Annotated in this window: 16 protein-coding genes and 2 rRNA genes; 7 read left to right on the top strand and 11 right to left on the bottom strand. The window is 61.3% G+C overall.

The genetic code is table 11. From position 1 onward, the window contains the following. Positions 1-55 precede the first annotated feature (55 nt). The 3 genes from P3S72_RS01655 to P3S72_RS01645 are packed head-to-tail and all read right to left on the bottom strand — an operon-like array spanning position 56 to position 4,241. Entirely contained in the window at positions 56-2,152 is a 2,097-nt protein-coding gene (locus P3S72_RS01655; RefSeq protein ID WP_276195715.1) for a biotin/lipoyl-binding protein, read from the bottom strand. Next, complete coding sequence (locus P3S72_RS01650) at positions 2,152-3,471, bottom strand: HlyD family efflux transporter periplasmic adaptor subunit (protein WP_276195714.1); 1,320 nt, start codon at positions 3,469-3,471, stop codon at positions 2,152-2,154. Before P3S72_RS01650 ends, P3S72_RS01655 begins: the two co-directional genes overlap by 1 nt. Beyond that, positions 3,468-4,241, bottom strand: a complete 774-nt coding sequence (locus P3S72_RS01645; protein ID WP_276195712.1) for an efflux RND transporter periplasmic adaptor subunit — start codon at positions 4,239-4,241, stop codon at positions 3,468-3,470. Before P3S72_RS01645 ends, P3S72_RS01650 begins: the two co-directional genes overlap by 4 nt. A 162-nt stretch (positions 4,242-4,403) precedes the next feature. Here P3S72_RS01645 and P3S72_RS01640 point away from each other — a divergent pair, with 162 nt between their 5' ends. Together P3S72_RS01640 and P3S72_RS01635 are read left to right on the top strand one after the other, a co-directional pair. After that, entirely contained in the window at positions 4,404-6,572 is a 2,169-nt protein-coding gene (locus P3S72_RS01640) for an outer membrane assembly lipoprotein YfiO (RefSeq protein WP_276195711.1), read from the top strand. Then, positions 6,569-7,273 carry a DUF3142 domain-containing protein gene (locus tag P3S72_RS01635; RefSeq protein ID WP_276195710.1) on the top strand — a complete coding sequence of 235 codons (705 nt, stop codon included), beginning with the start codon at positions 6,569-6,571 and terminating at the stop codon, positions 7,271-7,273. Before P3S72_RS01640 ends, P3S72_RS01635 begins: the two co-directional genes overlap by 4 nt. 77 nt (positions 7,274-7,350) lie before the next feature. Here P3S72_RS01635 and P3S72_RS01630 read toward each other — a convergent pair whose 3' ends face one another. The 5 genes from P3S72_RS01630 to P3S72_RS01610 all read right to left on the bottom strand — a co-directional run bounded on the left by P3S72_RS01630 (position 7,351) and on the right by P3S72_RS01610 (position 11,702). Continuing rightward, positions 7,351-7,923 (bottom strand): hypothetical protein, encoded by a 573-nt coding sequence (locus tag P3S72_RS01630; RefSeq protein WP_276195708.1) that lies wholly within the window; start codon positions 7,921-7,923, stop codon positions 7,351-7,353. A 131-nt stretch (positions 7,924-8,054) separates the two neighbouring features. Then, the gene (locus P3S72_RS01625) at positions 8,055-8,903 is read right to left on the bottom strand and encodes an ABC transporter permease (RefSeq protein ID WP_276195707.1); all 849 of its coding nucleotides are present in this window, start codon (positions 8,901-8,903) and stop codon (positions 8,055-8,057) included. Between the two features lie 12 nt (positions 8,904-8,915). Next, the gene (locus P3S72_RS01620) at positions 8,916-9,767 is read right to left on the bottom strand and encodes an ABC transporter ATP-binding protein (protein ID WP_276195705.1); all 852 of its coding nucleotides are present in this window, start codon (positions 9,765-9,767) and stop codon (positions 8,916-8,918) included. 1 nt (position 9,768) lies between these two features. Continuing rightward, positions 9,769-10,794 (bottom strand): ABC transporter substrate-binding protein, encoded by a 1,026-nt coding sequence (locus P3S72_RS01615; protein ID WP_276195703.1) that lies wholly within the window; start codon positions 10,792-10,794, stop codon positions 9,769-9,771. 14 nt (positions 10,795-10,808) lie between these two features. Continuing rightward, positions 10,809-11,702, bottom strand: a complete 894-nt coding sequence (locus P3S72_RS01610; protein ID WP_276195702.1) for a TauD/TfdA family dioxygenase — start codon at positions 11,700-11,702, stop codon at positions 10,809-10,811. 332 nt (positions 11,703-12,034) lie between these two features. Here P3S72_RS01610 and P3S72_RS01605 point away from each other — a divergent pair, with 332 nt between their 5' ends. The 5 genes from P3S72_RS01605 to P3S72_RS01585 all read left to right on the top strand — a co-directional run bounded on the left by P3S72_RS01605 (position 12,035) and on the right by P3S72_RS01585 (position 18,651). After that, positions 12,035-12,733 (top strand): GntR family transcriptional regulator, encoded by a 699-nt coding sequence (locus P3S72_RS01605; protein ID WP_276195701.1) that lies wholly within the window; start codon positions 12,035-12,037, stop codon positions 12,731-12,733. 369 nt (positions 12,734-13,102) lie between these two features. Next, on the top strand, positions 13,103-13,861 hold the full coding sequence (locus P3S72_RS01600; protein ID WP_276195699.1) for a DUF3050 domain-containing protein: 759 nt from the start codon (positions 13,103-13,105) through the stop codon (positions 13,859-13,861). Further along, on the top strand, positions 13,858-14,805 hold the full coding sequence (locus tag P3S72_RS01595) for a diiron oxygenase (RefSeq protein ID WP_276195698.1): 948 nt from the start codon (positions 13,858-13,860) through the stop codon (positions 14,803-14,805). The genes P3S72_RS01600 and P3S72_RS01595 overlap by 4 nt, the downstream gene beginning before the upstream one ends. Next, on the top strand, positions 14,802-18,173 hold the full coding sequence (locus P3S72_RS01590; RefSeq protein ID WP_276195697.1) for an amino acid adenylation domain-containing protein: 3,372 nt from the start codon (positions 14,802-14,804) through the stop codon (positions 18,171-18,173). Before P3S72_RS01595 ends, P3S72_RS01590 begins: the two co-directional genes overlap by 4 nt. Positions 18,174-18,192: 19 nt before the next feature. Then, the gene (locus P3S72_RS01585; RefSeq protein ID WP_276195696.1) at positions 18,193-18,651 is read left to right on the top strand and encodes an SRPBCC family protein; all 459 of its coding nucleotides are present in this window, start codon (positions 18,193-18,195) and stop codon (positions 18,649-18,651) included. 39 nt (positions 18,652-18,690) lie between these two features. Here P3S72_RS01585 and P3S72_RS01580 read toward each other — a convergent pair whose 3' ends face one another. From P3S72_RS01580 to rrf (P3S72_RS01570), 3 genes are all read right to left on the bottom strand, one after another. After that, complete coding sequence (locus P3S72_RS01580) at positions 18,691-20,571, bottom strand: methyl-accepting chemotaxis protein (protein WP_276195695.1); 1,881 nt, start codon at positions 20,569-20,571, stop codon at positions 18,691-18,693. A 345-nt stretch (positions 20,572-20,916) separates the two neighbouring features. Beyond that, positions 20,917-21,032, bottom strand: a 5S ribosomal RNA gene (gene rrf, locus P3S72_RS01575). Between the two features lie 109 nt (positions 21,033-21,141). Further along, positions 21,142-21,257, bottom strand: a 5S ribosomal RNA gene (gene rrf / locus P3S72_RS01570). Positions 21,258-21,276 lie beyond the last annotated feature (19 nt).

Below are 21,276 nucleotides of genomic sequence, written 5' to 3'. Positions count from 1 at the left end.
ATCCGCAGAGGTCGGCGCTGCCGATCCAGATCCAACGCGCGACCGATGCGCCCCGTCAGAACCCGCTTTCCCGCACGCCCAAGGCCGCCGCCCGGCGCCAGGCCACGCCCAGCACCGACTCGCTGCGCCCTTGCAACACCACCACGCCGCGCAGCGGTTGATGGGGGGTGGCGATCGGTTGCGCACTGCGCAACCGCACACCGTACTGCGCCTGCACCGGCGCCGGGCGCTGGTTTTCGTCACGACGCACGGCAATCGGCCCGTGGTGGTCGGAGGTCAGGGCTTCCTGGTCCAGATAGGCCACGCCGTTGGCATCGATGTCGGTCAACACCACCGGGATGGCGGCGCGCATCGGGTCATCGGCGATAAACCGCCCGCTCGCCCCCGGCGTCACCCGCCACAGCTCGGACTCCTCCAGATAACCGCGCAGGCGTGCGCCCTCTTCGACCACTTGCGCCAGCGGGTCTTTCGGCGACAGCCAGCGGCCCACGCTCAATTGCGGCAGCACGTCGCGCACGGTGCCGGCATGGGGCGCGCGCAACAGCAGGCGTTCGCGCTGGGCGGCGAGCCCGCGGTATTCGGCCAAGGCCTGGGACAGGCGCTGATCGTTGATCCCAGCGTCCGCCGCGGTTTCACTGCGCCCGGCTTGGCGACGCATCTGCAACTGCAAAATTTGCACTTCGCGGCGCACGATGCTTTGCCGTGCGTCCAGGTCCGGCGATTCCAATTCGATCAGCACCTGGCCCTGGGTCACGACTTGCCCATCCACCACCCGCAACTGTTTCACCCGCGCCGCCACCGGCGCGTGCAAGGCACTGGCGCGCCCGGCCTCGAGCATGGTCGGCAACTCCACGGCACTGCGCCACGGCACCACCAAGGCGAGCACGATCAACACCAGGCCCAGGCCACTGAGCAGCACTCGGGGCGCATGGGCCTGGCTGCGGCGACTCCACCATTCGCGCCACTCCTTGAAGATCGGCAGGCAGATGAACCACACCAGTTCCACCAGCATCAGGAAGATCCCGAGCAGCTTGAAGAACAGGTGATACACCGCCAAGGCGATCCCCAGGAACAGCGCCGCCCGCCACAACCACGCCAGGTAACCCCACCACAACAGACGCCGCTGCATGTTCGGCGCCCAGGGTTCCGGCGCCGGTTGGCCATAGCCGAACAACCACTCGCGCAGGCGCCAGCGGCAAAGGGCGAAGGCGCGGCCTTGCAGGTTGTCGACGCCCCATAGGTCGCTGATCAGAAAGTAACCATCGAAGCGCATGAACGGGTTGAGGTTGATCGCCAGGGTGGTCAGCCACGTCGCACTGGCCAACATGAACGCCGCCGTGCGCGCCGCGCCGTCCGGCAACAGCGACCAGGCCAGCAAGGCCACACAGGCCAGCAGCAACTCGGCCATGACCCCACCGGCGCCGATCAGCAACCGCGCGCGACGATCATTGACGCGCCAGGCGTCACTCACATCGGTGTAGAACATCGGCAGCAACACCATGAACGCCACACCCATGCTTTGCACCCGGCACCCGGCACGCTTGGCCATAAAAGCATGGCCGAACTCATGGCACAGCTTGGCGAAGAACAACGCCGTGCCAAATGCCAGGGCACCGCCGAGGCTGAACAGGTGCGGAAACGTCGCCAGAAAGCGCTGCCAGTCGCGCGCCACCAGAAACACGCCCAGGCCCAGGGTCAGCGGCAAGCCGTAGCGCAACAGCCCCGGCCCAAACCGCGCCAGCCACGGCCAGGCGCGGTTGAGAAACGCGTCCGGGCGCCACAGCGGGATGCGGAAGAACAAATATTGATGCAGCAGGATTTGCCACAGGCTTTGCTTACGGGCGGCGGCCTTCAAGGCGTAACTGGCACGTTGCTGCGGGTCCAGCGCGGCGATCAGGTCATGCGCGCGCAGGAAACTCAGCAGCTCATCCACTTCGCTGTCGCCCAGGGGCAGGCCCGGCTCACGGTTGGCGGCTTGCAGGACGTGTTGCGGATCGCCCAGGGACCAATGTCGCAGCAGGCGAATGGCGGTGGCGCCGAGTTTGAAGTAACGCCCGCGCACCGGGTCGGCCAGGGTCCAGCGCGGCGAGCCGTCCAGGGCCGCGCCGGCACTGGACAGCTGCAGGTCTTCACGCAGTGGGGGCAGGTTCATCAGAGGCCGACGCTCTGGCGCAGGCCGGCCAGTGGTCGACGCAACAGGTACAGGGCCAGGGGCGCGCGCTCACCGAAGAGCTTCGCTGTGCCGCGCAGGCCGATGCGTGGCGGCGCCTCATCGAACCGCGCATCGAGGCGATAGGCGAGTTGCCCGCCGGGTGTGGGCTGCGCCTCGTAGGCGGCGCGTTGCAAGGTGGCGAGGTGACGCTGCAACGGGTCGCTGTCGAGGAACAGCGCCACTTGGGCGTCAGGCGCCAATGCGATGGCATCGCCCACCGCCAGTTCGATGCGCAACTCCGCCTGGTTGGGATCGGCGATCTGCAGCAGACGCTCGCCGGTCTGCACCGGTTTGCCGGTCCAGCGTTCGGCGTCGGCAAACACCGCGATACCGTCACGCTCCGCGCGCACTTCGCTGCGTTTGAGCAGTTCGCGGGCGTAGTCACGCTCGGCGCGTTTTTGCTCGACCCGTGCGGCGAGCAAGTCGATACGCGAACTCGATTCGGCATCGGCAAAGGCGCGTTGGGAATTGGCCTTGAGCTCCGCTTCGGCCACGCCCAGGGCACGCGCCGCCACATCGGCCTGGGCCGTGAGGGTGGTGCTTTCGAAGCGCAGCAGCAGGTCGCCGGTTTTCACCGTCTGGTTGGGCTTGACCAGGAACTCGGCGATCACCCCGTCCAGCGGCGCTGCCACCACTTGGCCGGCCAACGGCACCACTTCGGCGGGCGCCAGCACCGATTGACGCACCGGAATCAGCAGCATCAACAGTAACGCGACCACCACCAGCACCTGACGCTTGCGGGTCAGGCGCAGCCGCCATGGCTGGCGCGGTTGCAGGGCGCGCCAGGCATGGCTGTAGGTATCGCCCAACTGCGCCAGCAGCACCTGCTCGGCCGGGTTCCAGGGGGTATCCCGCGCCAGCCACACACCGCCGAACACGCGGCCTTGCGGGTCGATCAGGGGCAACCAGAACACATGGCCGGCGGACAAACTCTGCCAGTCGGCCTGGACCTGCTCACTCAATTGCGCAGCCGGCACTTCCCGAGCGGTCTGACCCAGCCCGTGTTTGGGCAATTGCGCCACGGCCTGCTCGACGAAGGCCACAAACGGCGCATTCGGGTCGACGCTACTCACCGCCGTCACCGCCCGCACCTTGCCGGCGATCAACAGCGCCGCATGGCGGTAGCCGAACAACGGTTGCCCATCGTTAACCAGGCTATAGGCCAATTGCTCAGTGCTCTGGGCGGCGCGGGTCTGGCGTTCCAATTCGAGAAACTGCGCGAATACCCGCTCGGCATTGCCCGTCATCGGTGCGTTCATTGCAGTTGTGCAAAGTGAGCGGTACCGCTCATGCCTGCCATCAAGCCGCTGGCATTGGGCAAGGTTGCGACCAACAGCAGGGTCTGGCTGCCTTCGTCGATGCGGGCGCCAAGGCGTTTGACGGTGGCGCTGAATGCTTGGCCGGTTTCGTCAGGAGTGAAGCTGAACGTCTGCCCGGGCTTGAGTTTGCTCATCCAGCGCGACGGCACCAGCAAGTGGATTTCCAGGCTCCGGTTGTCGACGATTTCCAGCAGCGGCGCACCGGCCGAGACGCTTTCATAACGTTGGACTTTGCGCTGCACCACCTGACCGTCATACGGCGCTAGCACGCTGCAGCGCTTGACCTGTACCTGATAGACCTGGGACTGGGCCTGGGTTTCGGTGAGTTTGGCTTCGGCGCGGGCCACTTCAAAGCGGCCGACCGAATTCAGCGCGGCCAGTTGTTTGTTGTGGGCCAGCTCTTCGCCGGCGCCACGGCTGGCGGCCGAGGCGGCATTGAGCTGGGCCTGGTAGGCCGAACAATCGAAACGCGCCAGGGTGTCGCCCTTCTTGAACGACTCGCCCTCGCTGAACGGCAACTCGACAATACGGCCCGACAATTCACTGGCGAGCATCGCCTGGTCACGGGCGCGCAATACGCCACGGGCTTCGCTATCGGCGCCGACGGCGGCGGCGGGCGCGTGGTCCAACAGCGGATCGTCCGCCATGACCATCGGCGTCAGGCTCACTAGGCAGCAAAAACCCAGTACCGATCTACATAACTGCTTCATACACACGACCTCCCTGACGATGTGCGCAGTCTAGGGCAGCGGAGTTAAATTGCCACTACCCCCAGTCAGACAAATCAGCAATTTTTGTAGGCCTTCGCCGAAGCATTCGCCGGATCACGTTATGATTGGCGCCCTCCAAGGATTCAGGATCAAGGACACGTCATGCGCATCGGTTTTCTGTCACCCCTGGCACTGGCACTGCTCGCCGGTCTCTCCCAGCCGGCACTCGCCAGCTCCGACGACTCGTGCTACCCCGACTGGAGGGTCTCGCGGGACAGCCTGGACACGTGCAACAACCTGCCGTTCCTGAGCCCCGGCAATGACAGCCGAACCAACCTGCGCCTGTTGCTGGCCGACAAAAAAGCCGCGCCCCTGGCGCCGAACGCCTTGAGCGAGGACGACCTGTCCCAAGGCTTCGGTCCGGTGCCGTTCCCGGTGTACCGCCTGGTGCCGATCGCCGCCACACCGGCCGAACCGGATAGCACGCCGCACGCCCCACCCAGCGCCGAACTCGATACTCTGCTCCAGCCATTGGGCCTCAAGCGCGACGAATACAAATCCGCGGGTGCTGACTTCCTGAATGGCGAAGGCAGCCGCTGCCGCAGCAACGACGATGACAGCGCCACCGCGTTTATCCGCCAGGTGATCAAGGCCGACATGCCGGCGGCCGAGCGCGAGTTGCTGGTGAAGGCGCGTTTGCAATTGCTCACGGCCTGCTCCTGGGAAGGCCAAGTGGTGGACGCACAGCAGATCCAATCCACCGAAGGCCAACTGCTTCGAACTTATCTGCAAGCCGCCGCCGACTTCTACAGCGGCCGCTTCAGTGACGCCGAGCGCGGTTTTGCCGGCGCCAGCAGCAGTCATCTGCCCTGGCTGAAGGAAACCGCGCTGTACATGACCGCGCGGACATCACTGAACCAGGCGCAGGCCGACGCCTTCGACGAATACGGCATGCCGCAACTCGAGCATGTGGATAAGTCCGCCCTGAGCGACGCCGAAGCAGGCTTCCTCGGTTACCTGAAGACTTATCCACAGGGTGATTATGTCGCCTCCGCCCGTGGCCTGCTGCGCCGGGTGTATTGGCTGGCGGACGATGACGCCAAGCTCGCTGAGGCCTATGCCTGGCAATTGACCCAGGCCACCGACGCCCAGCGCAATGTGTCGGTGGATGAGCTGGTGGCCGAAGCCGACCTCAAGCTGCTGATGGTCAACGGCAAGGCAGTCAAGAACCCGATGATCCTGCTCGTCAGCGACCTGATGCTGATGCGCGCGCATACGCCGCCGACCCTCATCCGCGCCGACCTCGATGGGCAAAAAGCCGTGTTTGCCGACGAACCGGCGCTGTTCGACTACCTGCAAGCGGCGTATGCCCTGTACGTCGAGCATCAACCCGACAGCGCGTTGAAACACCTGCCCCAGGACGTGCCCTCGAACCCGGATTACTTCGCCTTCAGCCAACAGACCCTGCGCGGCCTGGCCCTGGAAGCCAAGCAAGACTGGAAAGCCGCCGAAAAACTCTGGCTGCAACTGCTGCCGCTGGCCAAGCAACCGCTGCAACGCGACCAGTTGGAGCTGGCACTGGCGATGAATTACGAACGCAGCGGCCAGTTGGCCAAGGTGTTCGCCGCCGATTCGCCGATCAGCGCCAAACACGTGCGCTACATCCTGCTGCGCAACAGCGCCGGGCCGGACTTGCTGCGCCAGCAGATCGCCCAGGCGCACGACCCGCTGGAGCGCCAGACCGCGCAATTCGTGCTGCTCTATAAAGACCTGCTGCGCGGCCAGTTCGCCACCTTCGACGACGACCTCAAGCAACTGCCGGCGTCGGCCCCGGACGACAAGCTGGGCACCAGCCTGGGTTATGTCTACAGCGCCGGCCAGACGTTGAAACTGTTCCAGTGGAACGGCGACAAGGCCGAATCCGGCTACGCCTGCCCGAGCATTGCGCAAACCGCCGCAACCTTGCAGAACGACGCGAAAAACCCACACGGCCTGAACTGCTTCGGCGAGTTCATCCTGCGCAACAACCTCGATAGCATGCCCCTTGAGCAGGCACGCGCCGCCGGCAGCCTGGGCAGCACGCCATCGGACTTCAAGGGCGACACCTTCTCGCGGCTCGACGGCTACCAACAGGTGATCGGCACCCCCAAGGCACCTAAGGCCGACAAGGCCTACGCGCTGTTCCGCGCCCTAAATTGCTACGCGCCGTCTGGCTACAACAGTTGCGGCGGCGAAGACGTTACGCCGGCCGTGCGCAAGGCCTGGTTCCGCCAGCTCAAGACGGGCTTTGCCGACACGCAGTGGGGCAAATCGCTGCAGTACTACTGGTGAAACCGTTGTGGCTCGGCTTGCTGTTGCTGGCAAGCCCGGCCTTCGGCGCCGTCGACGCCCGCGACTATGACGCCTTCTGGCTGTGGAGCGGCGTCACACCACAGCCGGTGCTCAAGCAGGCGAAAACCCTGTACATCCTCCAGGGCCAGATCAACGCCACCCGCCGCGCGCCCCAACGCGGCGTGCAATTGATCGCCCAGGGCATGAGTGTGCCGCGCATCACCCAGGGCGACATCTGGCTGGTCTACCGCGCCCACACCCTACGCTGGCCAGACCGGGTCTACACCCAGTTGCTCGGCCAGGTACAACGCTGGCGCGACGCCGGCAACCCGGTGATCGGCATCCAGATCGACTTCGACGCCCGCACCCAGTACCTGCACGAATACGCCGGCTTCCTGCGCGACCTGCGCCAGCGCCTGCCCGCCGACCTGCGCCTGAGCATCACCGGTCTGATGGACTGGAGCAGCAACGCCGACCCGACCGCCATCGCCCAGCTCAACGGCGTGGTGGATGAAGTGGTGGTGCAGACGTACCAGGGGCGCCAGAGCATCCCGGATTACGCGGCGTATCTGCCACGGATGAATCGGCTGGGGCTGCCGTTCAAGATCGGCTTGATTCAGGGCGGAGAATGGGAAACGCCGGGGTATTTGAAGGGGAGTGAGTGGTTTCGGGGGTATGTGGTGTTTTTGCGCAATCCTTGAAGGCGCGTGTCTGGAAAATGCTTTTTGGAAACACGTGTCCACCGTGCATGGACACGTGTTTAGCGCAGCGAAAAAACTCAGTACGGCCCGGGTGGGTTGAGCGCCAAAAATGTCGTCAGCGCCCAGAAACTCATCCCGATGAGTATCCAGATGCCATTGGCCCAGGTCAGTCGATGGTTGGCTTTGCCCTCCGCGTCATCTTCAACACGATTCACCGCATGCTGAAGCTGCACCGCCAGGGCTGCATAGACGATCAAAAGGCAGAGGTTGAGTTTCAGTGCTGTCATCGGCGCTACAAACCAGACATAGGCCTGCGGCAGCAGTGCGCTGAAGGTCAACCCAAGCGCCAGGCTCCGTGGCCACCAGCGATGCGGCGTATTGGTCAGTTCAAACTTTCGCCGTACCTTCATCGCGAACGAGTAAAAGAAAAACACCGCAAAAAAGCCTCGGGCCCAAGGCCAAATGCGGGCACCGGTTGCCTGACGATAATAGGCCCACTGTTTGTAACTCCAATAAACCATGTACAAACCTTGGGACAGCAAAATCATCAGCAACAATTTGCGCGGCGCAACAACAAAGAACATCGGTTGATCAGCGGCTGACTGACTCAGATCGGCCAGTGGAGCAGCGTAGGGATTTTCGACGGACATAACGAAGTCTCTTAAGGTTAACCGTCGAAAGGTTAATGCCTAGGCTTGTTGATCGTTCAACGGGACAAAAATCAGGAACGCTCCTACACGCCGGCGGGAGCAAGTCTGATCACTCATTGATCAAGCCAGCCTCAGCGCTGCATGCCCCACCGTTTGACGGTCAATCGCTCGAAGGTGTCGAACACCAAATTTTCCACCAGCAAGCCGATCAGGATCACCACCGCCAGCCCGGCGAATACCTTGTCGGTGTACAGCTCATTGCGGTTCTGGAAAATGTACCAGCCCAGGCCACCTTTGCCGCTGGTGGCGCCGAACACCAGTTCGGCGGCGATCAGCGTGCGCCAGGCGAATGCCCAGCCGATTTTCAGGCCGGCGAGGATCGACGGCAGTGCCGCTGGAATCAGGATGAACAGCACAAAGCGCATGCCCTTCAACCCATAGTTGCGACCGGCCATGCGCAGGGTTTCGGACACGCCGAGAAACCCCGAGTAGGTGTTGAGCGCCAATGCCCATAGCACCGAATGCACCAGCACGAAAATCAGGCTGTTCTGGCCCAGGCCAAACCACAGCAGCGCCAGCGGCAGCAGCGCAATCGCCGGCAGCGGGTTGAACATTGAGGTCAGGGTGCTGAGCAGGTCGCGGCCCAGTTGGGTCGACACCGCCAGTGTGGTCAGGGCAAATGCCAGCAGGATGCCGATCAGGTAGCCCTTGATCAGCACCACCAGTGAGATGCTGACTTTACCCAACAACTCGCCACTGAGCAGGCCGTCGTAGAGCGCGTGAAACGTCTGCAGAAAACTCGGCAACAAAAGGTCATTGTTTTGGTAGCGCGCAACCGCTTCCCAGAGGATCGCGAGCACGATCAGGATCAAGCCTTTGCGCAACCAGCCTTGTTGCCACAGGCGCTGGCGCAGGGGCAGCTCGCGTTCCACGGGGACGCTGAGCAGCGGTTCGAGGGTGACTTCATATTCCTGGCGCATGAGCGGGCCCCTTCAGTAAGCGATGCGGACATCGGCGAAGCCCAACTCACGTTCGGCTTCGGGCGCTTCATCGAACAGCAGGCGATGAATCCTTCGCGCCGATGCCTGGAATTCCACGCCGCCCAGGCTGTGCAGGTCGTATTGATGGCTGTGGATTTCCGCGCGCACCCGTCCCGGATGGGGCGACAACAACAAGATGCGATTGCCCACCACCAGCGCCTCTTCGATGGAGTGGGTGACGAACAGCAAGGTGAAACGCACTTCCTCCCAGAGCCGCAGCAACTCTTCCTGCATCTTGCGGCGGGTCAGGGCGTCGAGGGCGGCGAAGGGTTCGTCCATCAGCAGGATTTTCGGCTGCATGGCCAGGGCGCGAGCGATGGCCACGCGGGCTTTCATGCCCCCGGAGAGGGTGTGCGGATAGGCGTCGGCAAAGGCGCTGAGGCCGACTTTGTCGAGGTAGTGCAGCGCGCGTTCTTCGGCTGCACGACGCTTGAGGGTGTTTGACGCCAGCAGCGGGAACATCACGTTTTGTTTGACGGTTTTCCATGGCGGCAGCTGGTCGAATTCCTGGAACACCACGATGCGATCAGGACCGGGGCGTTCGACCTTCTGCCCCAGCAGGCGGATCTCCCCTTCGCAAGGCTGGATAAACCCGGCGATGGACTTGAGCAAGGTGGATTTGCCGCAACCCGACGGGCCGAGCAATACGTAGCGGTCGGCCGGGTCGACTTCGAAACTGACCTGGTGCGTGGCCCGCACCACGCGCTCGGGGGTACGGTATTCGAGGCTGACGTTATCCACCGCCAGCAGCGCGGCGGCAGCGGACAGGTTGCTGGCCGCGTGGCCTGGCAAGGGCGCGTTCATCTCAGCTTCCTTGCAGGGGCTTGGCGTCCTGGAAGAAGTAGTCCTTCCACGATTCAGGCTTGTTCTTGATCGCGCCGACGCGGTAGAGGAATTCCGCCAGCGGGTAAGTGTTTTTCGGCGTGACGCTGAATTCGAATTGCGGGTTGTCGATGATTTTCAGCAGCTCGGCGCGGTCGATCTTGGCCTTGGTCACGCGGATGTAAGTGTCGGCGGCGGCGCCTTTGTCGTTCTGGGCGAACTGCGCGGCTTCGGTCAGCGCGTCGACAAAGGCCTGGTAGGTTTTCGGGTTGTCGTTGCGAAATTTTTCAGTGGCGAACAACACCGTCGGCGAATTCGGGCCCAGCAGGTCGTAGGTATTGAGCACCACATGCACATTGGGGTTCGCCAGGGCCTGGTCCTGGAACGGCGGGTTGGAAAAGTGCCCGGTCAACTCGGTGCCGCCGGCGATCAGCGCCGCCGTGGCGTCAGGGTGCGGGACGGCGACGGTGTACTGATCGAGGCGATTGAATTCCTTGTCGCCCCACTGCTTGGCGGCCGCGTATTGCAGGAAGCGCGACTGCACCGACACACCCACCGCAGGCACCGCGATGCGGTCTTTATCGGTGAAATCGGCGATGGTCTTGACCTTGGGGTTGTTGCTCACCAGGTAGTAGGGAAAGTTACCGAGGGAGGCAACGGCTTTGACGTTCTGCTTGCCGTGGGTGCGGTCCCAGATGGTCAGCAGCGGGCCGACGCCGGCACCGGCGATGTCGATGGAGCCGGAGAGCAGCGCATCATTAACGGCCGCGCCGCCGGAGAGTTGGGTCCAGTCGACCTTGATATCGAGGCCTTCCTGTTTGCCGTATTTTTCGATGAGGTGCTGGTCGCGTACCACGTTGAGCAACAGGTAGACGATGCCGAACTGCTCGGCAATGCGAATCTCACCTTCAGCCTGCGCAACCGCTGGGGCGACGAGGCTGCCGGCCAACAGGCTGATACCCAGGCCGAGCGTTGCGGCCAGCCGTGCAAATGGAATGTTCCTGGACATGGTCATGCTCCGAATCAGAAAGGCGCGTCGCCCTGGATGGTGGTGCGGTACAGCTTGCGGCGCAGATGGCTCGGGCAACCGGCAGCCAGGTGGATCAGCGAGCGGTTGTCCCAGAACACCAGGTCGTGGGGCTGCCATTGATGGCGGTAGATATTTTCCGGCAGCACGCTGTGGGCATAGAGCTGGGCCAGCAGGTCGCGGCTTTCATCTTCCGGCAGGCCGATGATGCGGGTGGTGAAGCCTTCACTGACGAACAGCGCCTTGCGGCCGTTTTCCGGATGGGTGCGCACAATCGGGTGGACCACTTCGGCGACTTGGGTGAGCTGCTCGGGGGTCAGCGTCGGGCGCCAGTTGCCTTCGAATTTGCTTTCGCTGTAACGCGCGGTGTAGGAGTGCGCGGCGCTGCGGCCGTGTATGGCTTTGCGTAGGTGCGCGGGCAGTTGGTCCCAGGCCTTGTGCATGTCGGCAAACACGGTGTCGCCGCCTTCGGCTGGCAGTTCCTGGGCGTGCAGCATCGAGCCCAGGCTGGGCAGTTCTTTATAGGACAGATCCGAATGCCAGAATTTGCCCGCATCACCCAGGCCGATGGATTGGCCGTTTTCGATGATGTTGGAGACGATCAGGATTTCCGGGTGGTTGGCCAGCAGGAACTGCTTGAGCACATGGATCTGCAGCACGCCAAAGCGGCGGCTGAAGGCGATCTGCTGTTGGGGGGTGATGCGTTGGTCGCGAAAGATCAGCACATGCTGATCCAGGTGTGCGCGGTGAATGCGGGCGAAATCCTCGTCGTTGACCGGACGGGACAAATCCAGGCCGATGATCTCGGCCCCCACGCTGCCGGGGAGTGGACGAATCTCGAAGGTTTGGGCGTTAGGGGTCGCTGTTGGAACAGTAGAGGTGGCGGACATGAATTCACTCCCGGTCGGACAGGAGAGTGACTTTATAGGCATAAGAACGGCACTTTAAATACCATTAGTGAATATGCATAGATAGGAATGTAGCGCCGATCACCTGCGCTGGGCGCTGGCAATGGAATAAACGAGGGCGGTGAAGTGTTCAATTCAGCGCAATCTGACACCGGCGTGTAAGACACCGCAAAAGCATGATGTGGGCGCTCAGAGTCGCGTGTTTAGCCGCTTACAAGCCGAAAACCTTGCTCGTTTGACAAGCCTGTAGGCAATCTCTAGTGTGCATTGGATCCAATAAGCCATACCCATTCTATAAGGAGGCTAGCGTAGCCGTGACGCAAAAGCCGAGCCCTTTGAGCAGTATCAAGGTCAGCGGGCCTATTCCCGCCCATCTTGCTCGTTCCGTAATCGAAGAAACCTTGCGCAATGCCATCCTTGATGGCCGCTTGCCTTGTGGTACCGCCATGCGCCAGCAAGAGCTGGCCAGCCTGTTCGGCGTCAGCCGCATGCCCGTGCGTGAAGCCCTTCGGCAGTTGGAAGCCCAGTCGTTGCTGCATGTCGTGACGCACAAGGGTGCGGTGGTTGCACCGCTGATCGAAGACAATTCAGCCGAGACCTACGCCTTGCGCATGCTGCTGGAATCCGAAGCGCTGCGGTTGTCGATTCCGTTGCTCAGCGCAGACGACATTGCCCAGGCGGATGCCTTCATCACGGCGCTGGAGCAGGAGAAAGACTATACCGAGATTGGCCGGCTCAACCGCCTGTTCCACATGGCGCTGTATGGCAAGGCGCCCAACCGGCGGCTACTCACGTTGGTCGAACACGGTTTGAATGAAGAGGAGCGCTTCCTGCGCTTCAACCTTGAGGCGATGGGGTTGGGCGAGACGTCCCAGGAAGATCACCGCGAACTGCTGAGCCTGGTGGCGCAGAAGAAGGTCGCCGAAAGCATCCTGACGCTGCGCAATCACCTAATGCGAGGCATGGAGGTCATCAGCACATACCTAAAGGGCCTTGAGGCGGCCGGCAAGTAAGGTTTTCCGCCGAATTCACCCTTTAAGCATTGCGGGGCTGTCTTCCTCCTGGGAAAGCCCCGCGTCAAGATGCCCCGGTTAACACTATTCGACTGCGTAATGCCCGGGAAACTTCCCACGTTTAACAATACAACTTACCCACAACCGGAATCTTTTCGAAAAAACATCTAATACATTTATAAGCTCGCCCAAACGTTTAATCAGCTTATTATCACTCTTCAATAAACCAAACACCTCAACCGCCTGCACGAACCCCTGTTTGGGCAGCGCTGCGCGCGTGGCTTGGCTAAACCGTTACCTGTCTGCTTTTTGGCTGCAAAAGCCCATCACTGTTTTCAGAGCAGTCGTAACAACTTATAGGCATCAACCATGTATCAAGTTCTACTTAAACAAAAAAAGCTGCAGTTATGCAGTCATCCGTTATTTGAAGAAATAACTTCACTTGGCAAGTTACAACTTTTTATGGAGAACCATGTATTTGCCGTTTGGGACTTCATGACCCTCACCAAACGCCTGCAACGGGACCTGACGTGTACGCAGTTGCCCTGGCTCCCACCGAGCGACCAGCAAGCCGCCCGCCTGATCAACGAAATCGTGCTGGGCGAGGAGTCGGACGAACACCCCAGGCGCGGTCATTGCAGTCACTTCGAGCTGTACCGGGAAGCCATGCTCGAAGTGGGCGCCAGTACCCACGCCATCGATACCTTCATCGCGCTGCAACGGCGGGGCGTCGGGGCCAATGCCGCCTTGGGTCAGGTCGATGTCCTGCCCGGCGTGGCCCGCTTCGTCGCGAGCACGTTGCACATCGCGTTGAATGCGCCCACCCACTGTGTGGCCGCCGCCTTCCTGCACGGCCGCGAAAGTATTATCCCAAGCATGTTCGAACGGCTGTTGCAGGGCAGTGAAATCATCGATCGCCAAGCGCCTACATTGGGCTACTACCTCAACCGCCACATCGAACTGGACACCCAAGGCCATGAGCCAGCGGCACAGAGGATGCTCCAAGGCCTGACCCTCAGCGCTCCCGAGTACCAGCAACAAGCCGTTGAAACCGCGATCAACGCCGTGGAAAACCGCATTAAGCTCTGGGACGACGTGCGTACCTTGCTGCAACAGGTGCGCCCATGAACGTCGCCGACTACCGTTCCATCGCCGAAGACTGGGAACGCCGCGCCACCATCCGCACGCGCCCTCGCCGCCTGCTGGAAAACGACGACAAGCTGATCTATCCGCTCTGCCGCCAGCCCCTGGTCCTCAGCACGACCTTTCTTGAGCATTGCCCGCAGTGGCGCGACTTCGTGCTGCTGCAAAGCTTCTACAAGTTCATCAATGACGTGGTGATTTTCGAAACCGAGATCGTCGACAAGACCGCGCGCAACATTGCCAAAAACCGTTTCGCGCTGCCCTTCCCCCTTGTGTGTCGCTACGACGCGATGACCGTCGTGGTGGACGAGGATTATCACGCCCTGGTCGCACTAGACTTCCTGCAACAGACCGTGGAAATGACCGGCATACCGCCACTGGACCTGCCCCTGCAAATCGAACTCAGCCGCGCCCTGCCGGCGGCGCAGGCACAGGCCCCGGCGCACCTGCGCGACGCGGTGGAATTGATTGGCGTGGCCATCGCCGAGAACACCGTGACCCATGACGTGGCGGCGTTTTCCAAGGACCACAGCGTCAAGGCTTCCATCCGTGGCTTGATGGCCGATCACCTGTTCGACGAAGGGCGCCATGGGCAGTTCTGGACGCGCCTGGTGCGCCTCTATTGGCAGGCGGCAAGCCCGGATGAGCGCGACAGCATTGCCCCTGTCTTGCCCATCTTCCTGAAGCACTACCTGACCAACGAGCTGCAAAAATCCTTCGACCTGCAACTGATCGATCAGTTGGACGTGAGCACTGACGTTCGCCATGCACTGAGGGCCGACATGGCGGCACTGGATTTCCCCATCACCCGCCACCACCCGCTGATCGGCAACATCATGGGCTTTCTGCAGCACAGCGGCTTGCTGCAGACACCGAGCGTAGCCCAGGCACTGGCCGACTATCTGCCAGTGGCCGGGAGAGCGGCATGAGACGTCTGACAATTGGATGGTTCGGTATCAGCCATGCCCTCGGTGCGCTGAGGCTGGAGCTGGAGCAATATGGTCATCTGTCGAGTCATGACGCTGCCGACCTGGTAATTGAGGACGGTAGTGCGTCACTGCCGACACACCTGGCCGCCGCTCCACGCATCAGCCTGCGCCTGGGCGTCGGCCCGCTGACGGAGTACGGGTTGCCGCAGCTACAGTTGCGCGCGTATGACGCTGGCCAACGCTGGGGGGTCGTGTTGGACCTTGTCGAAGAGCCCAGCGGTAATGGCCAGCGACTGCGCCTGCGAGCGGTAACTGCGCTGGTGGAATGGGTCGCTGTGCTGGTGAGCGGCTTCGCCCGCGACCCTGAGTATTTTCCCGCAGGGGCCGGCGCCAATGCCTGGCCCGAACACGGCTTGCAAAGGCTCGAAGCGCTGGCGTTTGTGCATCGGTTCAATCACACGACCGACGTGCAACTGCTACAGGCGGCGCAGGTGCCGATGATCGAACGATTGCAGGCCAGCCTGCTCACCTTCGCCACACGGCCGGCGCTGAACATTGCCGGCCGCGTGCTGACCTATCGGCAATTGCACACTCAAGCACGGGCGATCCAGCAACGGCTCGGCCCACTGCTGGAAGGCGTCGAGGCACCGCCGGTGGTCGGGGTGTGCCTGGAAAAAACAACCGCGTTGTACGCCAGTATTCTTGCGGTGCTGGGCTGCGGCGCGGTTTACCTGCCACTGGCCCCTGACCATCCACCGCAACGCCAACAGGCCATGCTGGACAGCGCGGGAGCCAGGGTGTTGCTGGATGATGGCCGCCACCCACTGCGCGATGGCTTCGTTTCATTGGATGTCAGTGCAATCGATCAGCGCGACACGTTGCCGCCGCTGCTGCGGCATCGCCCCAACCCCGATGCACCGTGTATGGCACTCTTCACCTCGGGCACCACCGGCCGCCCCAAAGGCGTGCTGCTGAGCCAGGGCAACCTGGCCCATTTCACCGCCTGGTTCGGCGGTTGCATGGGGCTGAATGAGCAGAGCCGGGTGTTGCAGTTCGCTTCGTTGAGCTTCGATGCCTCGGTGATGGATATCTTCCCCAGCCTGATTGCCGGCGCCGAGTTGATTGTCCCAAGCGAGACGCAACGACGCGACCCGCAGCAACTGTTGGAGCTGATCCGCCAGCAACGTATCACCCATGCCTTCCTGCCGCCGGCGCTGCTCAGCATCCTGCCACTGGATCAACCGCTGGGCCTGGCACACCTGCTGACCGGCGGCGACGCCTGTGAGCCCTATGTGATCGAACGACTGGCCGGCCAGTGCCAGTTGCACAATCTCTATGGCCCCACCGAAGCCACGGTACTGGTCACCCATCGGACGTTGCGGCCTGGGGATAGCAATCGCAACGTCGGCCGCCCCATCGCCAACAGCCAGGTGCTGATACTCGATGAGCACTTGCAGCCGGTGGACGAGCAGGTGATGGGCGAGCTGTACATCGTGGGGACCGGCGTGAGCCTGGGGTACTTGAACGCAACACAACGGCGCGACGACCCTTTTGTCGAACTGGCATTGTCGGGCGGCCAGTCCTTGCGCGCCTACCGCAGCGGCGATTGCGCAAAGTGGACCGCCGACGGCATCGAACTGGGCGGGCGTCGGGACGAGCAAGTGAAGATTCGGGGGTTTCGAGTCGAGCCCCAGGAGATCGAACAGTGCCTGCGCGCCAGCCGGCTGTTTCGTCAGGTGGCGGTGGTGATCGACGGTGATCACAGGATTAGCGGTGTGGTCGCCCAGCCGGAGCCTGGCGCCACGATAGACGCCCTTAAGCAGTACGCAAGGCAGTGGCTGCCTGACTACCTGCAACCCGAGCGGTGGATCGAATTAGCCGGCATGCCTTACGCGGGCAACGGTAAAGTCGATCGCCTGGCCTTGTTGCAACTGCCGGCGGCGCCCCCGTCGAATCGCACCGCAGAGGCCGCACAAACGCCGCTGCAGGTTGAACTGGTGCGGCTATGGAATGAGTTGTTGCAGCTTCCCGCAGGGACGTTGTCCATCGATGACAGCTTCTTTAACGTCGGCGGCCATTCCATTCTGCTGTCGAGCCTGCTGCTACGGGTTCGCGAACAATTTGGTCGCAGTCTGCCTCTAAACAGCTTTTTTGAAATGCCGACCATTCGTACACTCGCGACGCTGCTGGAGGACGGCCCGCGCGCCGAAGCACCCTCCGGCCAGGCGGTTCAAGACGCACAGCGCAAACCGGCGCTTGAGGTGCTGCCCGAGGCCTGCGCCGGTGACCGCCGCAAAGTGATCGTGACGGGCGCCAACAGTTTTATCGGGGTACACATCGTCGAAGCGTTGCTGGCCCGCGGTGCTACGGAAGTGGCATGCCTGGTGCGGGAACTGCCGAACCAGTCGGCACCGGTACGGTTCACCCAGGCGTTGCATGAATACCGCTTGGAACATCTGGACCAGAGCCGGGTGCGAGTGTACGCCGCCGATATCAGCCAGCCTGGCTTGGGCTTGGCAGGTGAGGTGTACGAGCGCCTCGCCAGGGACTTTGGCGCGCTGGTGCATAACGCGGCGCGGGTCAATCATGTGATGGACTACGCGGCGCTGGTGAAAGACAACGTCGACCCCGTACTGGAATGCATGCGCCTGTGTGAAACACACAGCAAAAAGGTCTTCAACTTCATCTCGACACTGTCGGCATGCAGCGCCATCGACGCCACGGGACAGGTCCTGGAGTCGCCGGCGGCGGCAACGCTGCCGATCTACATCAAAAATGGTTACAACCTGTCCAAATGGGTGGCCGAACGGCTATCGGGCCGTGCGCTGGAGCAAGGCGCCTGGGTGAATATCTATCGTCCGGGCAATATCAGCTTCAACAGCCAAAGCGGTGTTTGCCAACCACAGAAAAATCGCCTGATGCTGATGCTCAAGGGCTCGCTGCAATTGGGCCTGGTCCCCCGTTTAGAGGTGAACTTCGACCTAATGCCGGTGGACTTTTTTGCGCGTTTTATCGCGCGCCACTGCACACATTTTGCAGCCGGGCGCAGCGTGTACAACCTGCATAACCCACAACCCTTGAGCTGGGAGCAGTACCTCGATGCATTCAGCGACGCCGGCTACACATTCGACCGGGTCAGTGTTGCGCAATGGCAACGGCAACTGCGAACAGTGGGCCGCGAAAACGCACTGTTTGGCGTGCTGGGTTTTTACCTGGACGGGTTGGGTGAAGACATCGGCGATACGTCGATGATCCGTCACGACAATGCACGCCGGGGCGTGGAAGAAATGGGCACACCGTACCCCGAGAAAAGCCCCGCGCTGTTAGGCAAAGGCTGCGACTACCTCAAGGCCATCGGCTTTCTTTGAACCGCTTCAGGACAACCTCATGAAACCGTTGCAACCCGATACATTGATCCGCAACCCCCGGGGCACGCCAGTCGTGGCCTCTGTCGTAGTCGCCTGCGAGGCCGCCAGGCTGTGGGGCTTGGTGGGTGAGTTTGCAGGCTTTGATGCGTTCATTCCCGCCTTGTCGCACATTGAAATAATCGGCACCGGTGTAGGCGCTTTGCGCACGAAGTATTTCCACGATGGCCATTGTGCCGTGGAGCAACTCAACAGCCGTGACGAAGAGGCCATGTACATGACCTGGACCACCGTCTACAACACCTTGGGCGTGGCCCGCCTGTGGGCGGCAATGCGTGTGGAAGCAATGGATTCAGGCTGTTCCAGGGCGACCTGGACGCTCATCGGCGAACCGGTCGATACCGCGCAGGAAGGGTTCGAACACTTTATGCAGAGCTTCGCCGACGGCGCATTGGATAATGTCCGACAGATGCTTGGCTAAGCAGTAGGAGCGAGAGGCCTCACTCCTCTGCCATCGGGGTCAGATCTTGAAACTGTCGACCAGTTGTTTTAAGCGGTTGGCCTGTTGGGACAGTGCGTCGCAGTCTTTCAACGTTTCGTTGAGGTTGACCACGCCTTGCTGGTTCAACAGGTTGATCTGGTTGATATCGACGTTGAGGGTTTCCACTACGGCGGTCTGCTCCTCGGTGGCTGCGGCGACCGATTGGTTCATGCCGTCGATTTCAACAATCCGTTGGGTCACGCTGATTAGGCGCTCGCCGGCCTGGTTGGCGACTACGACGCTCTCTTCGCTGGAGGTCTGGCTGGCGTTCATGGTGGTCACCGCCTCACGCGAACCCACTTGCAGCGAAGTAATCATTTTGTGGATTTCTTCGGCCGACTCCTGGGTACGGTGAGCCAGGTTACGCACTTCATCGGCGACCACGGCAAACCCACGGCCAGCTTCCCCGGCACGGGCGGCCTCGATCGCGGCGTTGAGCGCGAGCAGGTTGGTCTGCTGGGAGATGCCTTTGATTACATCAAGAATGTGGCCGATGTTATCGGTGCTGGCATTCAGAGTCTCGATCTGGGTGCAGGACAGGCTAATCTTTTGCGACAGTTCCGACATCGCCAGGATGGTTTTCTCCACCACTTTGCGCCCATCGTCAGCCTGCTCGCTGGCACCGCTGGCGTGCTGGGAAGCATCGGCTGCGTTACGCGCGATTTCCTGGGTAGCGGCGCCCAGTTCGTTGATTGCCGCCGCGACGCTGTTGGTGCGCGCACTCTGCTCGTCAGAACCGATGATCGAGGCGTTGGACGACGCCATTACGCGCTGCGACAGGTCATGCACCTGGCGCGTTGCCGAGGAAACCTCGGAAATGGAGGCGTGGATACGCTCGACGAACTGGTTGAACGCGCTACCTACCTCGCCAAACTCATCTTTGCTGGTCACATTCAGGCGGCGGGTCAGGTCACCCTCGCCCTGAGCGATGTCCTGCATGGCAACGCCCATGGTTGTCAGCGGCCGTAGCAGCACTTGGATCAGCAGGCTCAAGAGCACTGCAATCGCCACCACGGCAATCAGCATGGCAATCAGCGCGGACGTGCGGAATTTACCCAGAGGGGCGTAGGCTTTATCTTTATCGATCGACAAGCCGATGTACCAGTCTGCACCCGGCAAACCGCTGATAGGGGTGAAGGACAGAATGCGATCCTGGCCGTTGAGGACAACATCCTGGTTTAGCTTCTCGATGCTTACGCGGGTGCCTGGGTAGATGTCCTTGAGGTTCTTCATCACCTGGTCCTGATCAGGACTAACGATGACTTGGCCGTCGCCGCTGACCAGGAACGCATGGCCGATGCCGCCGAAGTCTACCGAATTGATGATCTTCACCAGGGTTTGCAGGCTCAGGTCACCGCCGACCACGCCCAGCAACTCGCCATTCTTTTTCACCGGCATGGCGATGGTCACGATCTGTCCGCCAACGGCAGCCATATAAGGCGGCGTCAGCATGGTTTTGTCAGCAGCCACGGCTTGCTTGTACCAAGGGCGCTGGCGCGGATCATAACCGTCGGGCATTTTTGCATCGGGGCGTTGGGTGAACACGCCGTTGGTTTGGCCGACGTAAGTGAACTGGAAGTTCGAGGTGAGCGCGGGTTGATCCACCAAGCCAGGAAGGTCTGCAGCGCTCCCCTGATGAGCCACGTTTTGCGCCAGGTTTTCGAGTACCAACACACGGCCACTGAGCCAGTTCTGCACACTGCTTGCGGTGAGCTCACCGGATTGCTGGATGGAAGACTCCAGGTTTTGCTTGATGGTGGTGCGTTGCAGATAATCGTTGTACAGCGTGAATAAAGCGAAAGCCAGGACGACGACGCCTGACGCGGCCAACAGAATTTTATGACTGAACTTTAGATTCATTTCATCGACTTCTTTTGCCAAAGGGGGGGAGCGTGCAGGGTGGAACATCCATGTAACGCATAGGTGGACGCTTGGGTCGCCCTAAATCGGTGCACGCATGGCTCATCAGGCTTTCGGCCAAATGAAGTGGAATCTTAAGGTTTTGTGAGAAAGATCCTCTTTTTGAGTGGGAAACCGACCGGTGGTCCCGGTAAGGTGCCCGAAACTGCAAAGTCTTGCAGTCTTTCAAGAAGGTTGGCCATTGATCATAGGCCGCGGGTTATCTGAGCGGATGTGTGGCCAAAGCAAACGCCATAAACGACAAAACCCCTGTCTGCGCTAGCAGACAGGGGTTTCGGAATTCAATCTTGACGATGACCTACTCTCACATGGGGAAACCCCACACTACCATCGGCGATGCATCGTTTCACTGCTGAGTTCGGGATGGGATCAGGTGGTTCCAATGCTCTATGGTCGTCAAGAAATTCTGTGTACCAGATCGTTGCGTTGGCAACGTCCCAGTGAAATTCGTGGACTTCTACTAAAACAAAACCCCTGTCTGCGCAAGCAAACAGGGGTTCTGGAATTTAATCTTGACGATGACCTACTCTCACATGGGGAAACCCCACACTACCATCGGCGATGCATCGTTTCACTGCTGAGTTCGGGATGGGATCAGGTGGTTCCAATGCTCTATGGTCGTCAAGAAATTCGGGTACTGAGTCG

Origin of the sequence: Pseudomonas sp. D3, from assembly GCF_029320995.1 — a bacterium.
Classification (GTDB): Bacteria; Pseudomonadota; Gammaproteobacteria; order Pseudomonadales; family Pseudomonadaceae; genus Aquipseudomonas; species Aquipseudomonas paraveronii.
Note: the sequence above shows the minus strand (reverse complement) of the source record. Positions and strands in the feature narration are given on the sequence as shown.

Coding starts and splice junctions, on each gene's coding strand:
- P3S72_RS01655 (WP_276195715.1), bottom strand. CDS start 2,152: ATGAACCTGCCCCCACTGCGTGAAGACCTGCAGCTGTCCAGTGCCGGC.
- P3S72_RS01650 (WP_276195714.1), bottom strand. CDS start 3,471: ATGAACGCACCGATGACGGGCAATGCCGAGCGGGTATTCGCGCAGTTT.
- P3S72_RS01645 (WP_276195712.1), bottom strand. CDS start 4,241: ATGAAGCAGTTATGTAGATCGGTACTGGGTTTTTGCTGCCTAGTGAGC.
- P3S72_RS01640 (WP_276195711.1), top strand. CDS start 4,404: ATGCGCATCGGTTTTCTGTCACCCCTGGCACTGGCACTGCTCGCCGGT.
- P3S72_RS01630 (WP_276195708.1), bottom strand. CDS start 7,923: ATGTCCGTCGAAAATCCCTACGCTGCTCCACTGGCCGATCTGAGTCAG.
- P3S72_RS01625 (WP_276195707.1), bottom strand. CDS start 8,903: ATGCGCCAGGAATATGAAGTCACCCTCGAACCGCTGCTCAGCGTCCCC.
- P3S72_RS01620 (WP_276195705.1), bottom strand. CDS start 9,767: ATGAACGCGCCCTTGCCAGGCCACGCGGCCAGCAACCTGTCCGCTGCC.
- P3S72_RS01615 (WP_276195703.1), bottom strand. CDS start 10,794: ATGTCCAGGAACATTCCATTTGCACGGCTGGCCGCAACGCTCGGCCTG.
- P3S72_RS01610 (WP_276195702.1), bottom strand. CDS start 11,702: ATGTCCGCCACCTCTACTGTTCCAACAGCGACCCCTAACGCCCAAACC.
- P3S72_RS01600 (WP_276195699.1), top strand. CDS start 13,103: ATGTATCAAGTTCTACTTAAACAAAAAAAGCTGCAGTTATGCAGTCAT.
- P3S72_RS01595 (WP_276195698.1), top strand. CDS start 13,858: ATGAACGTCGCCGACTACCGTTCCATCGCCGAAGACTGGGAACGCCGC.
- P3S72_RS01590 (WP_276195697.1), top strand. CDS start 14,802: ATGAGACGTCTGACAATTGGATGGTTCGGTATCAGCCATGCCCTCGGT.
- P3S72_RS01585 (WP_276195696.1), top strand. CDS start 18,193: ATGAAACCGTTGCAACCCGATACATTGATCCGCAACCCCCGGGGCACG.
- P3S72_RS01580 (WP_276195695.1), bottom strand. CDS start 20,571: ATGAATCTAAAGTTCAGTCATAAAATTCTGTTGGCCGCGTCAGGCGTC.